The sequence below is a fragment of the Thauera sp. 27 genome, assembly GCF_000310125.2.
Lineage (GTDB): Bacteria > Pseudomonadota > Gammaproteobacteria > Burkholderiales > Rhodocyclaceae > Thauera > Thauera mechernichensis.
The window spans coordinates 1-17,154 of record NZ_AMXB01000049.1; the positions used below are offsets into that span (position 1 = coordinate 1).

Consider the following 17,154-nt stretch of genomic DNA (forward strand, 5'->3'; position numbering starts at 1 on the left):
GGGGGGGGGGGGGGGGGGGGGGGGGGGGGGGGGGGGGGGGGGGGAGCCACTGGACGAGGTCGTGGCGGGTATCGTCGCAGCCGGCGGCAAGGCCGAGGCTGTAGTTGCCGACGTCAGCGACGAGGCGGGTTTCACCGCCGCCCTCGAAGCGGCGGCGCAGCGCCATGGCCGCCTCGACGTGCTGGTGAACAACGCCATGGCCTACACCTGGGGCAGCATCGAGGAGATGAGCACCGCCGACTGGCATGCGAACTTCGCGACCTCGGTCGATGGCACCTTCTGGGGCACGCGTACCGCGATGCGCCTGATGAAGGGCAAGGGCGGCGCGATCGTCAACGTATCGTCGATCTGCGGCCAGCTCGGCACGCCGTGGATGGCCGGGTACTCGGCGGCCAAGGCGGCGATCGACAACTTCTCGCGCGCCGCAGCCGCCGAGGGCGCGCCGCATGGCGTCCGCGTCAACGTGGTGATCCCCGCGGTGGTCGAGACCCCGGCGACGGCCGGCATGCTGGCTGACGAGGCCTCGCGCAGGAACACCGAGAAGCTGATTCCGATGGGCCGGGTGGGGCAGCCGGAGGAACTCGCCAACGCGATCCTGTTCCTCGCCAGCGACGAGGCGTCCTACATCACCGGGGCGAGCCTGCCGGTCGATGGCGGACGCTCGTCGGTGCTGGTCACCGCGCTGTGAGCGCCGTCATGCCCACTTTCGAACGTCTCTTCACGCCGCTGCGCCTGGGCGAACTCGAGCTCGCCAACCGCATCGTGATGGCGCCGATGACGCGCAACCGCGCCGACGCCCAAGGCGTGCCGGGCGAGCTGATGGTCGACTACTACGCCCAGCGCGCGGACGCCGGCCTGATCGTCGCCGAGGGCGCGTGGCCGAGCGCGGCCGGGCAGGCCTACTGCCGCCAGCCAGGCATCGCCACCGCGGCGCAGGTTGCCGGCTGGCGCAAGGTCACCGATGCCGTGCATGCGCGTGGCGGACGCATCGTGCTGCAGATCATGCATGCTGGCCGTATCGGCAGTCACCATATCAAGGGTGAGGGTGTCGCCACCGTGGCGCCGTCGGCGATTCGCGCTGCAGGCGAGGTCTTTACCGACAGCGCCGGCATGCAGCCTTACGACATGCCGCACGCGCTGTCCACCGAAGAAGTGCACGCCGTGGTGGCCGAGCATGCGCAGGCCGCGATCAAGGCCCGCGAGGCCGGTTTCGACGGCGTCGAGCTGCACTGCACCAGCGGCTACCTGCCGATGCAGTTCATGTGTTCGGGCACCAACCAGCGCAGCGACGCGTACGGCGGCAGTGTCGCCAAGCGCGTGCGCTTCGCCACCGAGTGCCTGCAGGCGATGGCTGCGGCCATCGGGGCCGGGCGTGTCGGCCTGCGCTTTCGCATCGGCAACAGCTACAACGACATCAGCGACGAAGACACCGTCGCGACGCACGCCGAACTGCTGCGCCAGGTGGGCAGCATGGGCCTGGCCTATGCCCATGTGATGCGTGCCGAATCGCCCGCGGTCGATGCCTTCGCGCTCGCCCGTGCCGGCTTCGGCGGCGAGCTGATCCTCAACGACAGCTTCGATGGGGCCTCGGCCGAGGCTGCGCTCGCGGCCGGGCAGGGCGAGGCCGTGTCCTTCGCGCGTGACTTCATCGGCAACCCCGATCTCGTTCGCCGTCTGCGCGACGGCCTGCCGCTCGCCCGCTTCGACCGCAGGACGCTGTACACGCCGGGCGCTGCCGGCTATACCGATTACCCGGTCGCCGAAGGGGTGAGCGCATGATCTATTGGGAAGACGTCGAGCTCGATGTGCCGCGTGAATCGTCCGAGCACTATGTGCTGAGCGCCGCCAACATCAAGGCCTTTGCGAGCGAGTGGGATCCGTTTCCGCCCCATGTGGATGAGGCAGCGGCGGCCAGGTCGCCGATCGGGCAGCTGTTTGCCGCGGGCGTGCATCTGCTGTCGATCACCATCCGCCTGAGTCATTCCATTCCCAGCGATGAGACGGCGTCGATCGCCGGCCGTGGCTGGGAGAACCTGCGCTTCCATCGCCCGGGCGTGGCAGGCGACACGCTGCGAGTGCGCGTCACCCATGTCGAGCGCAGCCCCGCCAGCCGGCCGGAGCGGGGCATCCTGGTGTCGCGCTTCGAGTTGCTGAACCAGCGCGACGAGGTGGTGGTGAGCTTCAATGCCAATGTCGTCATGCTGCGCCGCGAGCCGCTTGCGGCCTGAGCGCGCGGGCGCAATCAAAAAGTGAGCAAGGAGAAAGACTTGAAGATCATTGTCCCGGTGAAGCGGGTCGTCGATTACAACGTGAAGGTACGGGTCAAGTCCGACCAGAGCGGAGTCGAGCTGACCGGCGTGAAGATGTCGATCAATCCCTTCGACGAGATCGCCGTCGAGGAGGCGGTACGCCTGCGCGAGGCGGGTGTCGCAACCGAGGTGGTCGCGGTGAGCTGCGGTAGCGGAGCAAGTCAGGAGACCCTGCGCAGTGCGCTGGCGATGGGTGCAGATCGCGCCATCCTGGTGGAGACGGACGCCGAGCTGCAGCCGCTGGCGGTCGCCAGGCTGCTGCAGGCGGTGGCCGGGCGCGAACAGCCGCAGATGGTGATCTGCGGCAAGCAGGCGATCGACGACGATGCCAACCAGACCGGGCAGATGCTTGCTGCGCTGATGGGCTGGCCGCAGGCCACCTTCGCCTCGAAGGTGGCGGTGGGTGAGGGTGTGGTGGCGGTCACGCGCGAGATCGATGGCGGCCTCGAGACGCTCGAGCTCAAGCTGCCGGCGGTGGTGACCGCAGACCTGCGCCTCAACGAGCCGCGCTACGCGACCCTGCCCAACATCATGAAGGCGAAGAAGAAGCCGCTCGAGGTGCTGCCGGCCGCTGAACTCGGCGTCGACATCACGCCGCGTCTGCGCCATGTGCGTCACGCGGAGCCCGCCGCGCGCAAGGGCGGCATCAAGGTCGCCGATGTGGCGGAACTGCTCAACAAGCTTCGCAACGAAGCGAAGGTGATCTGAGGCGAATGATGAAGACACTGGTCATTGCTGAACACGACAACGGCCGCCTGATTGCGGCGACCCTCAACACGGTGACGGCGGCGAGCCGTTTCGGTGGCGAGGTCGACGTCCTGGTTGCCGGCCACGGTTGTGCGGCGGTTGCCGCCGAGGCGGCAACGCTGGCGGGTGTGAGCGGGGTGCTGCTGGTCGAGGCTGCGCACTATGCCGAGCCGCTGGCGGAGAACCTCGCCGCGCTGGTGCAGCGCGTGGCGGGCGCGGGCGGCTACCGGGCCGTGCTTGCCCCGGCCACCAGTTTCGGCAAGAATCTCGCCCCTCGCGCGGCCGCACTGCTCGACGCGGCAGCGGTGTCCGACGTGGTGGCGATCGATGCGCCGGGCCGTTATCTGCGCCCCATCTACGCCGGGAACGTCATGGTAGCGGTCGAGTCTGACCAGGCGCTGGATGTGCTGACCGTGCGCACCACCGCCTTCGATCAGGCGACTGCCGGCGGCAGCGCGGTGGTGAGCACGCTCGAGGCGGGCCCGGACCTGGCGCTGTCGCGCGTCGTCGGCCGCGAATTGAGCAAGTCCGAGCGCCCCGAGCTGGCCGCAGCGGCGATCGTCGTCTCCGGTGGTCGGGGGCTGGGCAGCGGTGAGAATTATCACCGCGTGCTCGAACCCCTTGCTGATACGCTGGGCGCAGCGCTCGGTGCGTCGCGCGCGGCGGTCGATGCCGGTTTCGTTCCCAACGATTACCAGGTGGGCCAGACGGGCAAGATCGTGGCGCCGGGGCTCTACGTGGCGGTCGGGATCTCGGGTGCGATCCAGCACCTGGCAGGCATGAAGGATTCCAAGGTGATCGTGGCGATCAACAAGGATCCGGATGCGCCAATCTTCCAGGTCGCCGACTACGGCCTGGTTGCGGATCTTTTCGAGGCGGTGCCGGCCCTGACGTCCGGGATCGCACAGGCTTAGCGGCGCGTGCAGCGGCTGCGTCGATGAGGGATAGGGTTTTGGCCAACATTGATCTGGATCTCGCGGATTACGACCGCATCGTCTCGGCGCTCTACGACGCGTCGCTCGAGAGCCGTGGCTGGCCGAATGCGCTGGAGATGCTGCGTGCGCTGTTCCAGGCGAACTACGTCACCCTGATCCTGCGCAGCCCCGACGAGGGCAATCTGGGCCTCATGATCGCGGTCGGGGTCGAGGGCGGCGACCGGGTGACCTACCTGCCCTATGGCCACGACAGCACGCCCTTCGTCAATCAGCCGGTGGACAAGGTGTTCACCGTCGATGACCTGATGACCCAGGCTGAGTGGCGGCGCATGCCCTATTTCCAGCACTGGTGCGCGCCCAAGGATGTGTTCCATGTCATGGGTGCGGACATCTCGACGCCCGACGGTGGCAAGCTGCGCTTTCGTATCACGCGCGGCGAGGCGGCGCAGAACTTCGACGCGGTCGATCGTGCGCGCTGCGAGGCGCTGCTGCCGCATCTGCGCCGGGCGCTGCATGTGCACAACCTGCTCGATCGCAGCGAGTCGATGGGGGCGCTGTACTCCGATGCCATCGGCCGTTTGTCGGTCGGCACCATCGTGCTCGACGAGAGCGGCAAGGTGCTCGAGCAGAACCTGATCGCGCGCGAGCTGGTGGCTGCGAACGATGGCCTGAAGCTGGTCGGCGGGCGGCTCGAGGCCTCCTATCCGAGCGACAACCGCGAGTTGCAGCAGCTCATCCGCAATGCCTTTCTCCGCCACGCCGGCAGTCCGCCTACGCTGGCGCAGGCGATGTCGGTGTCGCGCCCCTCGGGGCAGGTCAGCCTGGGGATCGTGGTCGAGCCCGTGCCCTCGCAGGAGTGGGCCGAGGGCAAGGGCCACCCCGCGGCGATGGTGTATATCCGCGATGCGGCCGGAAAGTCGCTCGCCAGCACGGCGGCGGCCAAGCAGCTTTTCAACCTGACCCCGGCAGAGACTGCGCTCGCCATGGAGCTGGCCAACGGCCTGTCACTGGAAGAGGCTGCCGAGGCGCTCAACATCCGTCGCAACACGGCGCGCGCCCATCTGCGCTCGATCTTTTCCAAGACCGGCGTCAGGCGTCAGACCGAGCTGGTGCGCATCATGCTCAACAGCGTGGCTGCCTTGAGCCGTATCGCCTGAACCCGGCGCCTGGGCGCCGGTTCAGCGCGCAGGGCCGGTGAATGCGCCTGCGCCGAAGAGGTAGTTATCCACCCGGATGACGTGGCTGCGCTTGTGTTCGACCTTCTGCGTGAGCGGGTTGCGCCAGGTGTATTCGACTTCGCCCTCGCCCCGGTCGCGGGCGACATCGATCATTTCGCGGATGAAGCGCTTGCCGTTGGTGTCGGCCAGCTCGCCGCCCTTGCGGCCGACGAAGCGCGGGTGGCCGCCGTTGGCGTACACGATCTCGTCGTCGAGACCGATCACGAACACGTAGAGATCGTCCTGCACGAAGCCGCCGTTGAGGCTGTTGAAGCGGGCGAAGGCGGCGTCGCCCTGGGTCTTGTACTGGTGTACGGCACGCCACAGCAGCGACTTGGCCAGTTCCAGGCTGGCGAACGGGGTGTAGTAGCCAACCACGAGGATGCGCTCGCCGACCTTGCGGTAGGTGGCGATCTTGGGATCGTTGCGTCCCGTGCTCGGGTTGCGCCAGCGGTACTCGACGCGACCTGCGCCCTGCGCGCGGGCACCATCGAGGATCTCGCGCATGAAGCTGCGCCCCTCGCTGTCCTGCAGGTCGGTGACGTTGCGCCCGATCAGCGTGATCGAGCTTCCGCCGCTGGCAAGGAAGTTGCCCTGGGTGTCGATCGCGTACACGTAGAGTTCGCCTTCAACGAACTCCCCGGCGCGGCTGAAGCTGGCGAGCGCCTCATCGCCTTTGTCCACCAGGTGCCGTTCGGCGCGGTCGAGCAGGGCCTGTGCGCGCGAGCCGCTGTCGGCGGCTTGTTGTGCGCGCTGCGTTGTCGCGGCGCTTTCCGTTGCATGCACCGGCATCGCCGCTGTGGCGAGACCGATCATCAGGGCGAGGAGCAGATGCTGCGGCGGCTTCATGGCAAGCTTCCTGGAGGAACGGTCGATGAGCGCGATTCTAGAGCAGGCCGGGGGGCGAGGGCTTAGTCCGCGCGGACGATGCCGGGCCGTTGTTGCGCTGGTGATACTGCGGCATTGACATGTTCCCCCACCGGGGGTCGAGGGAGATTCACATGAGCGTCACTGTCGTTACCGGTTCCGCGTCGGGCATCGGCGCCGCGATCCGCGATCAACTCCTCGCCGCAGGCCAGCGCGTCATCGGCATCGACCGCCAGAACGCCGACATCGTCGCCGATCTGGCGTCCGCCGAGGGGCGCAAGGCTGCAGTGGATGCGGTGCTCGAGGCCTGCGGCGGCAAGCTCGACGGCCTGGTCTGTTGTGCAGGCCTGGGGCCGACCGCGCCGTCGAGCAGCCTGATCGTGAGCGTCAACTATTTCGGCATGAGCGAGCTGGTCGATGGCCTGGCGCCTGCGCTCGAGCGTGGCACCAAGCCTGCCGTGCTGCTGATCGGCTCGGTAGCCTCGGTGCACCAGGGCATGGACAAGCTGCCGATGGTCGGCGCCATGCTCGCCAATGACGAAGCGGGCGCGCGCACCCAGGCCGACGCGATGGCGATGCCGCAGGCCGCCTATGCGGGTTCGAAGTACGCGATCACGGTGTATGCGCGCAAGAAGGCCGTCGAGCTCGGCCCCAAGGGGATCCGGCTCAATGTCCTGGCTCCGGGCGCAGTGGAGACGCCGCTGCTCGACGCCTCGCGCGCCGACGCCCGCTATGGCGAGGCGATCCGCAACTTCGTGGCACCGATCGGACGCAACAGCGCGCCGGATGAGATCGCCAACGTGGCGTGCTTCCTGCAATCCGCGCAGGCCAGCTTCGTGCACGGCACCGTCGTCTTCGTCGATGGCGGCATGGATGCGATGACGCGCCCCGAGCGCTTCTGAACCCAGCGGAGACGGCGTCCGATCATGAGCAAGGTTGCATTCATTACCGGCGCGAGCCGGGGGATCGGGCGCGAGACCGCGCTCGCCTTCGCGCGTGCGGGCTACGACCTGGCGATCAGCGCGCGCACCCTGGAAGAGGGTGAGACACACGCGCATGCGTTGACCGATGCCGAGGGCCGTCCCCTTGCCGGCAGCCTGGCCTCGACCGCCGCTGCAGTGCGCGCGCTCGGGCGCGAGGTGCTGGTGCTGCGCATGGACCTGCTGGACGAGGCCTCGGTGCGTGGCGCAGCTGCAGCCGTACTCGCCCATTACGGGCAGGTCGACGTGCTGGTCAACAACGCCATCTACCAGGGCAGCGACCTCAACCTGCCCTTCATGGCGCTTGGGGGAGAGACCCTGCAACGGGTGTTCCAGGGCTACGTGATGGCGCCGGTCGTGCTCACCCAGTGCCTGCTGCCGGCGATGATCGCGCGCGGCGGCGGCACGGTGATCAATGTCACCTCCGGTGCCGGTGAGAGCGACCCGCCGGTGGCCGCCGGCAAGGGCGGCTGGGGGTATGCCTACGGGGCGGGCAAGGCGGCAGTGTCACGCCTGTCGGGGGTGCTTGCCGCGGAGTTCGGCGAGCAAGGCATCCGCGCGTTCACCATCAACCCCGGTGTGGTTACCACCGAAGCCCTGCGCGCCACGATTGGCGACAAAGGCGTGCTGGCAATGCGCAAGGGGGTGGCGCCACCGGAGGTGCCAGCCGCGGTGATGTGCTGGCTGGCGACGCAGCCGGAGGCTGACCGCTTCCAGCGCCGTACCGTGCAGGCGCAGGCGTTCGCGCTCGAACACGGTGTCGTGCCGGACTGGCGCAACGCATGACCGCGGGCCACCCGCGCCGGGTGCGACTGCTATTCTGTTTTACGAAGGGATCTTCATGAGCATCGAACGCGAGTCGATGGAATTCGACGTGCTGATCGTCGGCGGCGGCCCGGCCGGGCTGGCGGCGGCGATCCGCTTGAAACAGCTCGCCACGGCCAAGGGCCAGGAGCTGTCGGTGTGCCTGATCGAGAAGGCCGCCGAGATCGGTGCCCACATCCTGTCGGGCGCGGTGATGGACCCCAAGGCGCTCACCGAGCTCATCCCCGACTGGAAGGAACAGGGCGCCCCGCTCAACACCGAGGTCACCGAAGACCGCGTGCTGTTCCTGTCCGAGACCGGCGCCCGCCAGGCCCCCAACGGCCTGCTGCCCGACTGTTTCGTGAACCACGGCAACTACATCGTGCGCCTGGGCAACGTGGTGAAGTGGCTCGGCGAGCAGGCCGAGGCGGCCGGCGTCGAGGTCTATCCCGGCTTTGCCGGCGCCGAGATCCTGTTCGATGAAAAAGGCGCGGTCAAGGGCGTGGCCACTGGCGACATGGGCCTGAACCGTGACGGCACGCCCGGCCCGCACCACCAGCCGGGCATGGAGCTGCACGCCAAGTACACGCTCTTTGCCGAAGGCTGTCGCGGCCATCTGGGCAAGCAGCTCGAGGCGAAGTTCAATCTGCGCGAGGGCGCCGACCCGCAGACCTACGGCATCGGCATCAAGGAGCTGTGGGAGGTCAGGCCCGAGAACCATCGCCCCGGCCTGGTGGTGCACACCGCCGGCTGGCCGATGGACAACGCCACCTACGGCGGTGGCTTCGTCTATCACCTCGAGGACAACCTGGTGGCGGTGGGCTACGTGGTCGGCCTCAACTACGAGAACCCGCACCTGTCGCCCTTCGAGGAGATGCAGCGCTACAAGACGCACCCCGAGATCCGCAAGTATCTCGAAGGCGGCAAGCGCCTGGCCTACGGCGCGCGCGCCATTGCCGCCGGCGGCCTGCAGAGCCTGCCGCGGCTGATCTTCCCGGGCGGCGCGCTGGTCGGCGACGATGCGGGCTTTCTCAACGCCGCGCGCATCAAGGGCAGCCACGCCGCGATCAAGTCGGGCATGCTCGCCGCCGAGGCCGCCTTCGAGGCGCTCGCCAAGGAACGCGAGCGCGACGCGCTCACCGCCTACCCGGCCGCCTTCCGCGACTCCTGGCTGTACGCCGAGTTGCACAAGACGCGCAACTTCAAGCCCTACATGAAGAAGGGCCTGTACCTGGGTTCGCTGCTGTTCGGCATCGACCAGGTGGTGTTCCGCGGCAAGGCGCCGTGGACGCTGCGCAACAGCGCCGACCATGACAAGCTCAAGCCGGCGGCCGACTGCGCGAAGATCAATTACCCCAAGCCCGACGGCGTGCTCACCTTCGATCGCCTGTCCTCGGTGTTCCTGTCCAACACCAACCACGAGGAAGAGCAGCCCTGCCACCTGCAGTTGAAGGACGGCGCGGTGCCGATCGCGATCAACCTGGCCAAGTACGACGCCCCCGAGCAGCGCTACTGCCCGGCCGGGGTGTATGAGATCGTCAATGAGGAGGCTGGGCCGCGCCTGCAGATCAACGCCCAGAACTGTGTGCACTGCAAGACCTGCGACATCAAGGACCCGACCCAGAACATCAACTGGGTCGTGCCGCAGGGCGGCGAAGGACCGATCTACCAGGGGATGTAAGCGGCGCACGCGTGCTCGGCCATCACATGCCGGAACGCCGAGCCGCCACGTTCAGCTTCCGTACGTCTCCGTTCGGAACCCTGCATGGGCGCGAATGGGGTGTGGCATGATCTCGGCGTCCTCATCGATGCCGTACGATTCGCCCCCCATGCTGAACTCATCTGAACGGAAGTCCCCCATGCGCCTGTTCGTGCTCCCGCTGATCCTGGGTGCGTTCGTCCTGTCGGGCTGCGAGCGCAGTGTGCCCCCGGTGCAGGACAAGGCGCCGCCGTTCGTGAAGACCGTGGCGGTGACGGCGAGCACCGAGGGCCAGCTCGGGCTGTCGGGTACGGTGCGGGCACGGGTGGAGACGCCGCTCGCCTTCCAGGTCGGGGGACGGATCGCCGAGCGCCGGGTTGACGCAGGTCAGCAGGTCGCGGCCGGGCAGGTGCTGTTCGAGCTCGACAAGCGCGACCTGGAGCAAGGTGCGCGTGCCGCCGAAGCCGACCTCGCCGCCGCGGATGCGGCTCTGGCGACCGCGGTTGCCGATCTCGCCCGCAACCGTCAGCTGCAGGAGCAGAGCTTTACCAGCGCGCAGGCGCTGGAGCGCTTCGAGCTGGCGCGCCGCGAGGCGCAGACACGGCGCGATGCCGCCGCGGCGCGCCTTGCCCAGGCGCGGAACGCGCTCGGCTATGGACGGCTGCTGGCGCCGGCCGACGGCGTGCTGATCGACGTCACCGGCGAGCCTGGACAGGTGGTGGCCCCAGGTCAGGCGGTGGCGATGCTGGCACAGGCGGGCGAGCGCGAGCTCGAGGTGTACTTCCCCGAGGGCGCGCAGCCGCCGCAGGACGGCGAAGCGACGCTGGGCGAGGACGTGACGCTGGCCTTGCGCTTGCGTGAGACGGCGGGCGCGGTCGATCGTCAGGGGCGCACGCTGCGTGCGCGCTATACCGTGCTGGGCCCACCTGATGCGCTGGTGCTCGGTGCGGTGCTGCGTGCGCGCTTCGATACCCCGCTGGCGGAGGCCGAGGGCGAGTTCGTCGTCCCGCTCGGTGCGCTCAACGATCGTGGCCAGGGGCCGCGGGTGTGGCGGTTGCGCGATGGGCGCGTCGAGGCGGTGGCGGTGACCGTGGTGGGGACCGATGGCGAGGCCGCTCGCGTACGCGGGCCGCTCGCGGCCGGCGACCGGGTCGTCGCGCTCGGCACCCACCTGCTGGTCGAGGACATGGCGGTGCGGGAGCTTGGGCGATGAGCTTCCCCAACCTGTCTGCGCTCGCCGTGCGCGAGCGCTCGATCACCTTTTTTTTCCTGCTGCTGGCGGTGCTCGGTGGCGTGTATGCCTTCCTGTCGCTGGGGCGGGCCGAGGACCCTGCATTCACGATGCGGGTGATGGTGGTCAATGCGGTGTGGCCGGGCGCGACCCCCGAGGAGATGCAGGAGCAGGTGGTTGACCGCCTGGAGAAGCGCGTCCAGGAGGTGGAGCATGTGTACCGCATCATCACCACCATCCGCCCCGGCTCGGCCAACATGCAGATCGAGTTCCATGAATACACCAAGCCGGGCGAGGTGCCGCAGCTCAAGTACGACGTGCGCCGGCGCATGCAGGACGAGGCCGGCAGCCTGCCGGCCGGAGTGATCGGGCCGATCGTCAACGAGGATTTCGCCGACGTCTATTTCAAGCTCATCGCGCTGACCGCGCCCGGCCTGCCGATGCGCGAACTGGTGCGCGAGGCCGAGGCCATCCGCGACCGCATGCAACGCGTCGACGGCGTGCACAAGGTGCTGGTGCTGGGCGAGCGTCCCGAGCGCGTGTACGTGGAGTTCGACAACGCGCGCCTGGCCAACCTCGGTATCGCGCCGCAGGCGGTGTTCGACGCCATCAATGCCGGCAATCGCCTGTTGCCTGCCGGCCGCCTCGAGACCGAGGGTCCGCGCCTGTACCTGCGCCTGGATGCGGACCTTTCCGATACCGCGCAACTCGCCGCGGTGCCGATCCGGGTTGCCGACCGCGTGCTGCGCCTGGGCGATATCGCCCATGTCCACCGTGGCTACGAGGAACCCCCCGCACAGCTGGTGCGCTCGCGCGGCGAGGATGCTGTGCTGCTCGGCGTGGTCATGAACAAGGGCGAGAACGGCCTGGTGCTGGGCGAGCGCCTGGACCACTTCGTCGACGCCGAGCGCGAACGCCTGCCGCTGGGCATCACGCTCGAGGTGCTGACCAACCAGGCCGAGGCGATCTCGGCCGCGGTCGAGCTTTTCCAGCTCAAGTTCCTGGTGGCGGTGGTCGTGGTGGTGGGCGTGAGCATGCTGGCCATCGGCTGGCGTGCCGGGCTGGTGGTCGGCATCGCGGTGCCGGTGACCCTGGGCATCACCTTCCTGCTCATGAAGCTGATGGGCATCAACCTCGACCGCATCACCCTGGGGGCGCTGATCATCGGCCTCGGCCTGCTGGTGGACGACGCCATCATCGCGGTCGAGATGATGCTGGTGAAGATGGAGGAGGGCTGGGACCGCATCCGCGCCGCGGCGCACGCGTGGACGGTGACGGCTGCGCCGATGCTGTTCGGCACCCTGGTGACGGTGGCCGGCTTCCTGCCCATCGGCTTTGCGCGCTCGGCGGTCGGTGAATACACCGGCAACATCTTCTGGGTGCTGGCGATCTCGCTGCTGGTGTCCTGGCTGGTGGCGGTGGTGTTCGCGCCCTACCTCGGCGTCAAGATGCTGCCGACGGTGGCGCCGGAGAACGTCCACAGCCACGAGAGCGTGTACCAGACGCCAATGTTCCGCCGCCTGCGCCGCCTCATCACCGGCTGCGTGCATTGGCGCAAGACCGTGGTCTTCGGCACCCTGGGCCTGCTCGTGCTGGCGGTGCTGGGCATGGCGACGGTGGTGCAGAAGCAGTTCTTCCCGAGCTCGGATCGCCCCGAGGTGCTGCTCAGCGTCTATCTGCCCCAGGGCAGCAGCATTGCGGCCTCGGATGCAACCGTGCGCAGGCTGGAGGCCATCCTCGCCACCCAGGACGGCATCCGCTCGAGCTTGGCCTACGTGGGCGCCGGTGTGCCGCGCTTTTTCCTGTCCGCCAACCCCGAGCCGCCCGACCCCGCGTTTGCCAAGCTGCTCGTGGTCACCGAGGGCGTGGCGGCGCGCGATGCGCTGATCGCCGAGCTGCAGCGCCACGTCGATGAGGGCGAGTTTCCCGAGGCCCGGGTGCGAGTGTCGAGTCTGCTCTACGGGCCGCCGGTGGTATGGCCGGTGGCTTACCGCGTGCTGGGGCCGGATCAGCTCGAGCTGCGCCGCATCGCGCATCAGGTGCGCGAGGTGATGGCGGCCAACCCGCACATCGTCGATCCGCACCTCGAGTGGGATGAGCGCGCGCCGGTGCTGCATCTGGCGATGGACGTCGAGCGCCTGCGTCTGCTCGGGCTCACGCCGCAGGACGTGGCCCAGCAGCTGCAGTTCCACCTCGAGGGCACGCGCATCGCCCAGGTACGCCAGGATATCCGCACGGTGGACGTGATCGCGCGCGGTGCCAGCGGCGGCGCACGGCTCAATGCGGAGAGCCTGTCCATGCTCGAGATCCTTACCCCTGACGGGCGCAAGCTGCCGGCAAGCCAGCTCGGCCGCCTCGAGGTGCGCTTCGAGGAGCCGGTGATCAAACGCTACAACCGTGAGCCCGAACTGCTGGTGCAGGCCGATGTGCAGGGTGCCCAGCCCAACGACGTCACCGCGGCGGTGTGGGCTTCGCTTGCGGGCGTGCGCAGCCAGCTGCCACCCGGCTACAGCATCATGATCTCGGGTGCGGTCGAGCAGTCGGGCAAGGCCGACGCCTCCATCCAGGCGCTGCAGCCGCTCATGGTGGCCTGCATGCTGATCTTCATCATGCTGCAGATGCGCTCATTCACCGGCACCTTCGTGGTGCTGGCGACCGCGCCGCTCGGCCTCGTCGGTGCGGTGATCGCGCTGCTGCTGTTCGACCAGCCCTTCGGCTTCGTCGCCCTGCTCGGGCTGACGGGCCTCGCCGGCATCCTGATGCGCAACACCCTCATCCTGACCCAGCAGGTCGCGGACAACTTCGAGGCCGGCATGGGCCCCTTCGACGGCGTGGTCGAGGCTGCAGTGCAGCGTGCCCGCCCGGTGGTGCTGACCGCGATTGCGGCGGCCTTCGCCTTCATCCCGCTGACGCTGGACACCTTCTGGGGGCCGCTCGCGTATGTGCTGATCGGCGGTGTCGCGGTGGGTACCGCGATCACCCTGCTGTTCGTGCCGGCACTGTACGCGTTGCTGTTCCGCCTCGGTGCGGATGCGCAGGCCGGCGGGCCGGCCTAGCGCCTGGTTTCGACCGGGCGCCGCGCTCAGGGGTACAGGCCGCGCTCGGCGCGCGCTTCGAGCACCCGGCTGCAGGCGATGATGAAGGCCGCGGTGCGCAGCGGCACCTGCTTCTCGGTCGCCACATGCGCGATGGCGTTGAAGGCGTTGATCATGATGCGCTCGAGGCGCTCGTTGATCTCCTCCTCGCTCCAGAAGAAGCTCGAGAAGTCCTGCACCCATTCGAAGTACGACACCGTCACGCCGCCGGCGTTGGCGATCACGTCGGGCACCACCAGCACGTTGCGCGCTCGCAGCACGTCGTCGGCCGCGGGCGTGGTGGGGCCGTTGGCGCCTTCGACGACGACACGGGCGCGGATGCGCTCGGCGCGCTGCGGGGTGATCTGGCCTTCGAGCGCGGCCGGCACGAGGAACTCGCAGCCGAGTTGCCAGAAGTCTTCGATGTCGATCGCCGCGGCACCGGCAAAGCCTGCGAGGCCGCCGTTCGCCGCCGTGTGCGCGAGCGCTGCGGGGACGTCGATGCCCCCCTCGTTGACCAGGGTGGCGGTATGGTCGGCGACCGCGATCACGCGCGCACCGGCCTCGTGGAACAGGCGTGCGGCAATGCCGCCGACGTTGCCGAAACCCTGCACCACCACGCGCGCACCCTCGATCGGCAGGCCGATGCTGCGGCCGGCCTCGCGGGCGGTGATGAACACGCCGCGGCCGGTGGCTTCCTGGCGGCCCAGGCTGCCGCCGAGCGCGATCGGCTTGCCCGTGACCACGCCGGTGGCGGTGCCGCCGCGGTTCATCGAGTACGTGTCCATCATCACCGCCATGGTCATTGCGTTGGTGCCCACATCGGGTGCCGGAATGTCCTTGTTCGGGCCGATGATGACGCCGATCTCGGAGGTGTAGCGGCGGGTGATGCGCTGCAGTTCGCCCTTGCTCACGCTTGCCGGGTCGACGCGGATGCCGCCCTTGGCGCCGCCGAAGGGCAGGCCGACCGCGGCGTTCTTGATCGTCATCCAGCCGGCGAGTGCCATCACCTCGTTGAGCGTGACGTCGGGATGGAAGCGCACCCCGCCCTTGCCCGGTCCGCGCGACAGGCTGTGCTGCACACGGTAACCCTCGTAGTGGGCGACGGTGCCGTCATCGCGCTCGATGGGCACGTCGACGATCAGCGTGCGCTTGGGGTGCTTGAGGGTCTCGATCCAGCGCTCGAGCGAGCCGAGATAGGGGCGTACGCGCTCGATCTGCTCGACGAAGCTCGACCACGGTTCGGGCGCAGCCGGATTGAGGTAGGACAGACCGCCCAGCTTGTCGAAGCTGGCGGGACGGGCGGGTTGCGTGCTCATGTGCGGGGTCTCCTCGCGTGGAAAGCGCGCATTCTCCGGCGGGGTCGCCTGGTCGCGGATACCGTTGCTTCATCGGGTCATGCGTTTCGCGCATAAACTGCGCAAGCGCACCCGCAGGACGAGGCCGCAGCGTCAGCGCGCGCCGTCCGCCGCCGCCACATCGGCCGTCAGATGCGCCCACAGTCGCAGCAGCTCGGGGCGCGTGTTGGCACGGTCGCGATAGAGCCGCACTTCCATTTCGAGCGTCCATCGGGCATCGCCGGCAACGCTTAGTTCGCCGCGTTCGAGCTCGCGCGTCACTGCACTGGCGGGCAGGAAGGCCAGGCCGTGTCCGGCAAGCAACATCGCCTTCAGGCTCTCGGCCATGTCGGACTCGTAGTGGAGCGCCAGGTGTGCCGGCTGACCGGCGCGATCGAGGATGGTGTCGACCATCCTGCGCAGATAGGTGTTGGGGCCATAGCGCAGGAAGGGGATGGGCGTCTCCGGTGTGCCCGGCAGCCGCCAGCGCCCGTTTCCGACGAGCCCCCGTGGCAGATAGGGCCGCACCGTCTCGGTGGCGAGCCTGAGGCCCTCGAAGCGCGCGGGATCCAGCCATACGGGATAGGCGGGATGGTGGTAGCACAGCAGCAGGTCGCACCCGCCTTCGACCAGGGTGGTGACCACGTCATGGACGTTGCCTGCCATCAGGCGCGTGGGCTGTTCGCCGAAGGCCTGCTTGAGCTGCCCCAGCCAGGCGGGAAAGAAGGCGAAGGCCAGGGTGTGCGGCACGGCGAACACGAGGGCATTGCCCGCTACCGGCTGCATGCCGCGCGCAAGTGCGCGGGCCGCATGCAGCCGGCTGATGAGGTCCGCAGCCGGGCCTTTGAAGGCCTCTCCAGCCGCGGTGAGCTGGGTTGGATACGCACTGCGGTCCACCAGCGGCGCCCCCAGCCACGCCTCCAGGGCACGGATGCGGCGCGAGAACGCCGGCTGCGACACATGACGCTGCTCTGCCGAGCGCGAGAAGCTGCCCGTTTCGGCCAGGCTGATGAAGTCTTCCAGCCATTTCAGTTCCATAAGTAGGTCTCCGTGCCGCAGGCACTCCGTGCGGGCTGGTCGATGTGCGCCGGCTTCGGCGTGGCCGCGCTCGCTGCCGCAACAAGGCCGCAAGAAGGCGGCGAGGATAGCGCGGCGGGACAGGCTGAGTCAGCCGCAAGCGGGTTTGCGCGCCTCGAGCACTGGCGGTGCCTGCGGAATTTGCCGCCGACCGCGCCGGCATCGTAGTCTGCCGGACGCGGGACCATGCGGGGGCATTCCCCATTGGCCGTTTGGAGTGCATCGAATGGAATTTGCGAAGATCTTCATCACGCTGGCCGCGCTCATCAACCCCTTTGGCGCGATCCCGGCCTTCATCGGCCTGACCCAGGGCCAGTCGGCGCTCGAGCGTCGCCGAACCGCACGTACTGCAGCGCTGGCGAGTTTCGTCGTGATCGCGGTCACCGCCTTGTGCGGAAAGTACCTGCTGGCCGGCTTCGGCATCACGGTGGCTTCGCTCCAGGTCGGTGGTGGCGTGCTGCTGTTCATCGTCGCCATTTCGATGTTCAACGCCCAGCCCGCCCCCAGCCGCACGACGCCCGAGGAGACCGACGAGGCCGCCGAACGCGCCAACATTGCCGTGGTGCCGCTGACCATTCCGCTGCTCACCGGCCCTGGGACGGTCAGCACGGTCATCATCTACGCCGACCAGGGCACCAGTACGGTGCTGATGCTGCTGGGGGCCGGCCTGGTGATGGGCTCCGTGGTCTGGTTCGCCTTCAGCCTCGCGGGCCCGATCAGCCGTCTTGCCGGGCGTACCGGACTCAACATCATGACCCGCCTGATGGGCCTGGTGCTTGCGGCACTGGCGGTGGAGTTCATCGCCGCCGGCATCCGCGCCTATGTGCAGGCATGAGCGGGCCCGCCGGTGCCATTTAACCTGATGTCGGCCCAAGGC

At 68.6% G+C, this 17,154-nt stretch carries 15 protein-coding genes; 12 read left to right on the top strand and 3 right to left on the bottom strand.

The window, feature by feature from the left end; translation table 11 throughout:
* The first annotated feature begins 49 nt into the window (after positions 1 to 49).
* Genes B447_RS19205 through B447_RS19230 form a run of 6 tightly spaced genes read left to right on the top strand, consistent with a single transcriptional unit; the run spans position 50 to position 5,148 of the window.
* Positions 50 to 688, top strand: a complete 639-nt coding sequence (locus B447_RS19205) for an SDR family NAD(P)-dependent oxidoreductase (RefSeq protein WP_083491498.1) — start codon at positions 50 to 52, stop codon at positions 686 to 688.
* A gap of 8 nt (positions 689 to 696) precedes the next feature.
* Positions 697 to 1,779 carry an alkene reductase gene (locus tag B447_RS19210; RefSeq protein ID WP_002944524.1) on the top strand — a complete coding sequence of 361 codons (1,083 nt, stop codon included), beginning with the start codon at positions 697 to 699 and terminating at the stop codon, positions 1,777 to 1,779.
* Entirely contained in the window at positions 1,776 to 2,228 is a 453-nt protein-coding gene (locus B447_RS19215; RefSeq protein WP_002925065.1) for a MaoC/PaaZ C-terminal domain-containing protein, read from the top strand. The genes B447_RS19210 and B447_RS19215 overlap by 4 nt, the downstream gene beginning before the upstream one ends.
* A gap of 39 nt (positions 2,229 to 2,267) precedes the next feature.
* On the top strand, positions 2,268 to 3,017 hold the full coding sequence (locus B447_RS19220; RefSeq protein WP_002944530.1) for an electron transfer flavoprotein subunit beta/FixA family protein: 750 nt from the start codon (positions 2,268 to 2,270) through the stop codon (positions 3,015 to 3,017).
* 8 nt (positions 3,018 to 3,025) lie between these two features.
* On the top strand, positions 3,026 to 3,970 hold the full coding sequence (locus tag B447_RS19225) for an electron transfer flavoprotein subunit alpha/FixB family protein (protein WP_002944532.1): 945 nt from the start codon (positions 3,026 to 3,028) through the stop codon (positions 3,968 to 3,970).
* Between the two features lie 38 nt (positions 3,971 to 4,008).
* Positions 4,009 to 5,148, top strand: coding sequence for a helix-turn-helix transcriptional regulator (locus B447_RS19230; protein WP_002925061.1), 1,140 nt, complete (start codon positions 4,009 to 4,011; stop codon positions 5,146 to 5,148).
* Between the two features lie 21 nt (positions 5,149 to 5,169).
* On the opposite strand, the gene B447_RS19235 is transcribed toward B447_RS19230, so the two are convergent.
* The gene (locus B447_RS19235; protein ID WP_002944534.1) at positions 5,170 to 6,057 is read right to left on the bottom strand and encodes a cache domain-containing protein; all 888 of its coding nucleotides are present in this window, start codon (positions 6,055 to 6,057) and stop codon (positions 5,170 to 5,172) included.
* Positions 6,058 to 6,209: 152 nt separating this feature from the next.
* Between B447_RS19235 and B447_RS19240 the strand changes: the two genes are divergently transcribed.
* The 5 genes from B447_RS19240 (at position 6,210) to B447_RS19260 (ending at position 13,845) form a co-directional block, all read left to right on the top strand.
* Positions 6,210 to 6,977: an SDR family oxidoreductase gene (locus B447_RS19240; RefSeq protein WP_002944535.1), complete on the top strand. Its 768-nt coding sequence runs from the start codon at positions 6,210 to 6,212 to the stop codon at positions 6,975 to 6,977.
* Positions 6,978 to 7,001: 24 nt separating this feature from the next.
* On the top strand, positions 7,002 to 7,841 hold the full coding sequence (locus tag B447_RS19245; RefSeq protein ID WP_002925055.1) for an SDR family NAD(P)-dependent oxidoreductase: 840 nt from the start codon (positions 7,002 to 7,004) through the stop codon (positions 7,839 to 7,841).
* A gap of 61 nt (positions 7,842 to 7,902) precedes the next feature.
* The gene (locus tag B447_RS19250) at positions 7,903 to 9,540 is read left to right on the top strand and encodes an electron transfer flavoprotein-ubiquinone oxidoreductase (protein ID WP_037983196.1); all 1,638 of its coding nucleotides are present in this window, start codon (positions 7,903 to 7,905) and stop codon (positions 9,538 to 9,540) included.
* A gap of 178 nt (positions 9,541 to 9,718) precedes the next feature.
* Positions 9,719 to 10,771: an efflux RND transporter periplasmic adaptor subunit gene (locus B447_RS19255; RefSeq protein WP_002944537.1), complete on the top strand. Its 1,053-nt coding sequence runs from the start codon at positions 9,719 to 9,721 to the stop codon at positions 10,769 to 10,771.
* Positions 10,768 to 13,845 (top strand): efflux RND transporter permease subunit, encoded by a 3,078-nt coding sequence (locus B447_RS19260; protein ID WP_002944538.1) that lies wholly within the window; start codon positions 10,768 to 10,770, stop codon positions 13,843 to 13,845. The genes B447_RS19255 and B447_RS19260 overlap by 4 nt, the downstream gene beginning before the upstream one ends.
* 26 nt (positions 13,846 to 13,871) lie before the next feature.
* Here the strand turns inward: B447_RS19260 and B447_RS19265 are convergent, their stop codons facing one another.
* Positions 13,872 to 15,182 carry a Glu/Leu/Phe/Val family dehydrogenase gene (locus B447_RS19265; protein ID WP_002944539.1) on the bottom strand — a complete coding sequence of 437 codons (1,311 nt, stop codon included), beginning with the start codon at positions 15,180 to 15,182 and terminating at the stop codon, positions 13,872 to 13,874.
* A gap of 132 nt (positions 15,183 to 15,314) precedes the next feature.
* Positions 15,315 to 16,238, bottom strand: a complete 924-nt coding sequence (locus tag B447_RS19270) for a LysR family transcriptional regulator (protein ID WP_002925047.1) — start codon at positions 16,236 to 16,238, stop codon at positions 15,315 to 15,317.
* Positions 16,239 to 16,503: 265 nt separating this feature from the next.
* On the opposite strand from B447_RS19270, the gene B447_RS19275 reads away from it, so the two are divergent.
* Entirely contained in the window at positions 16,504 to 17,112 is a 609-nt protein-coding gene (locus B447_RS19275) for a MarC family protein (protein WP_002925045.1), read from the top strand.
* Positions 17,113 to 17,154: the final 42 nt, after the last annotated feature.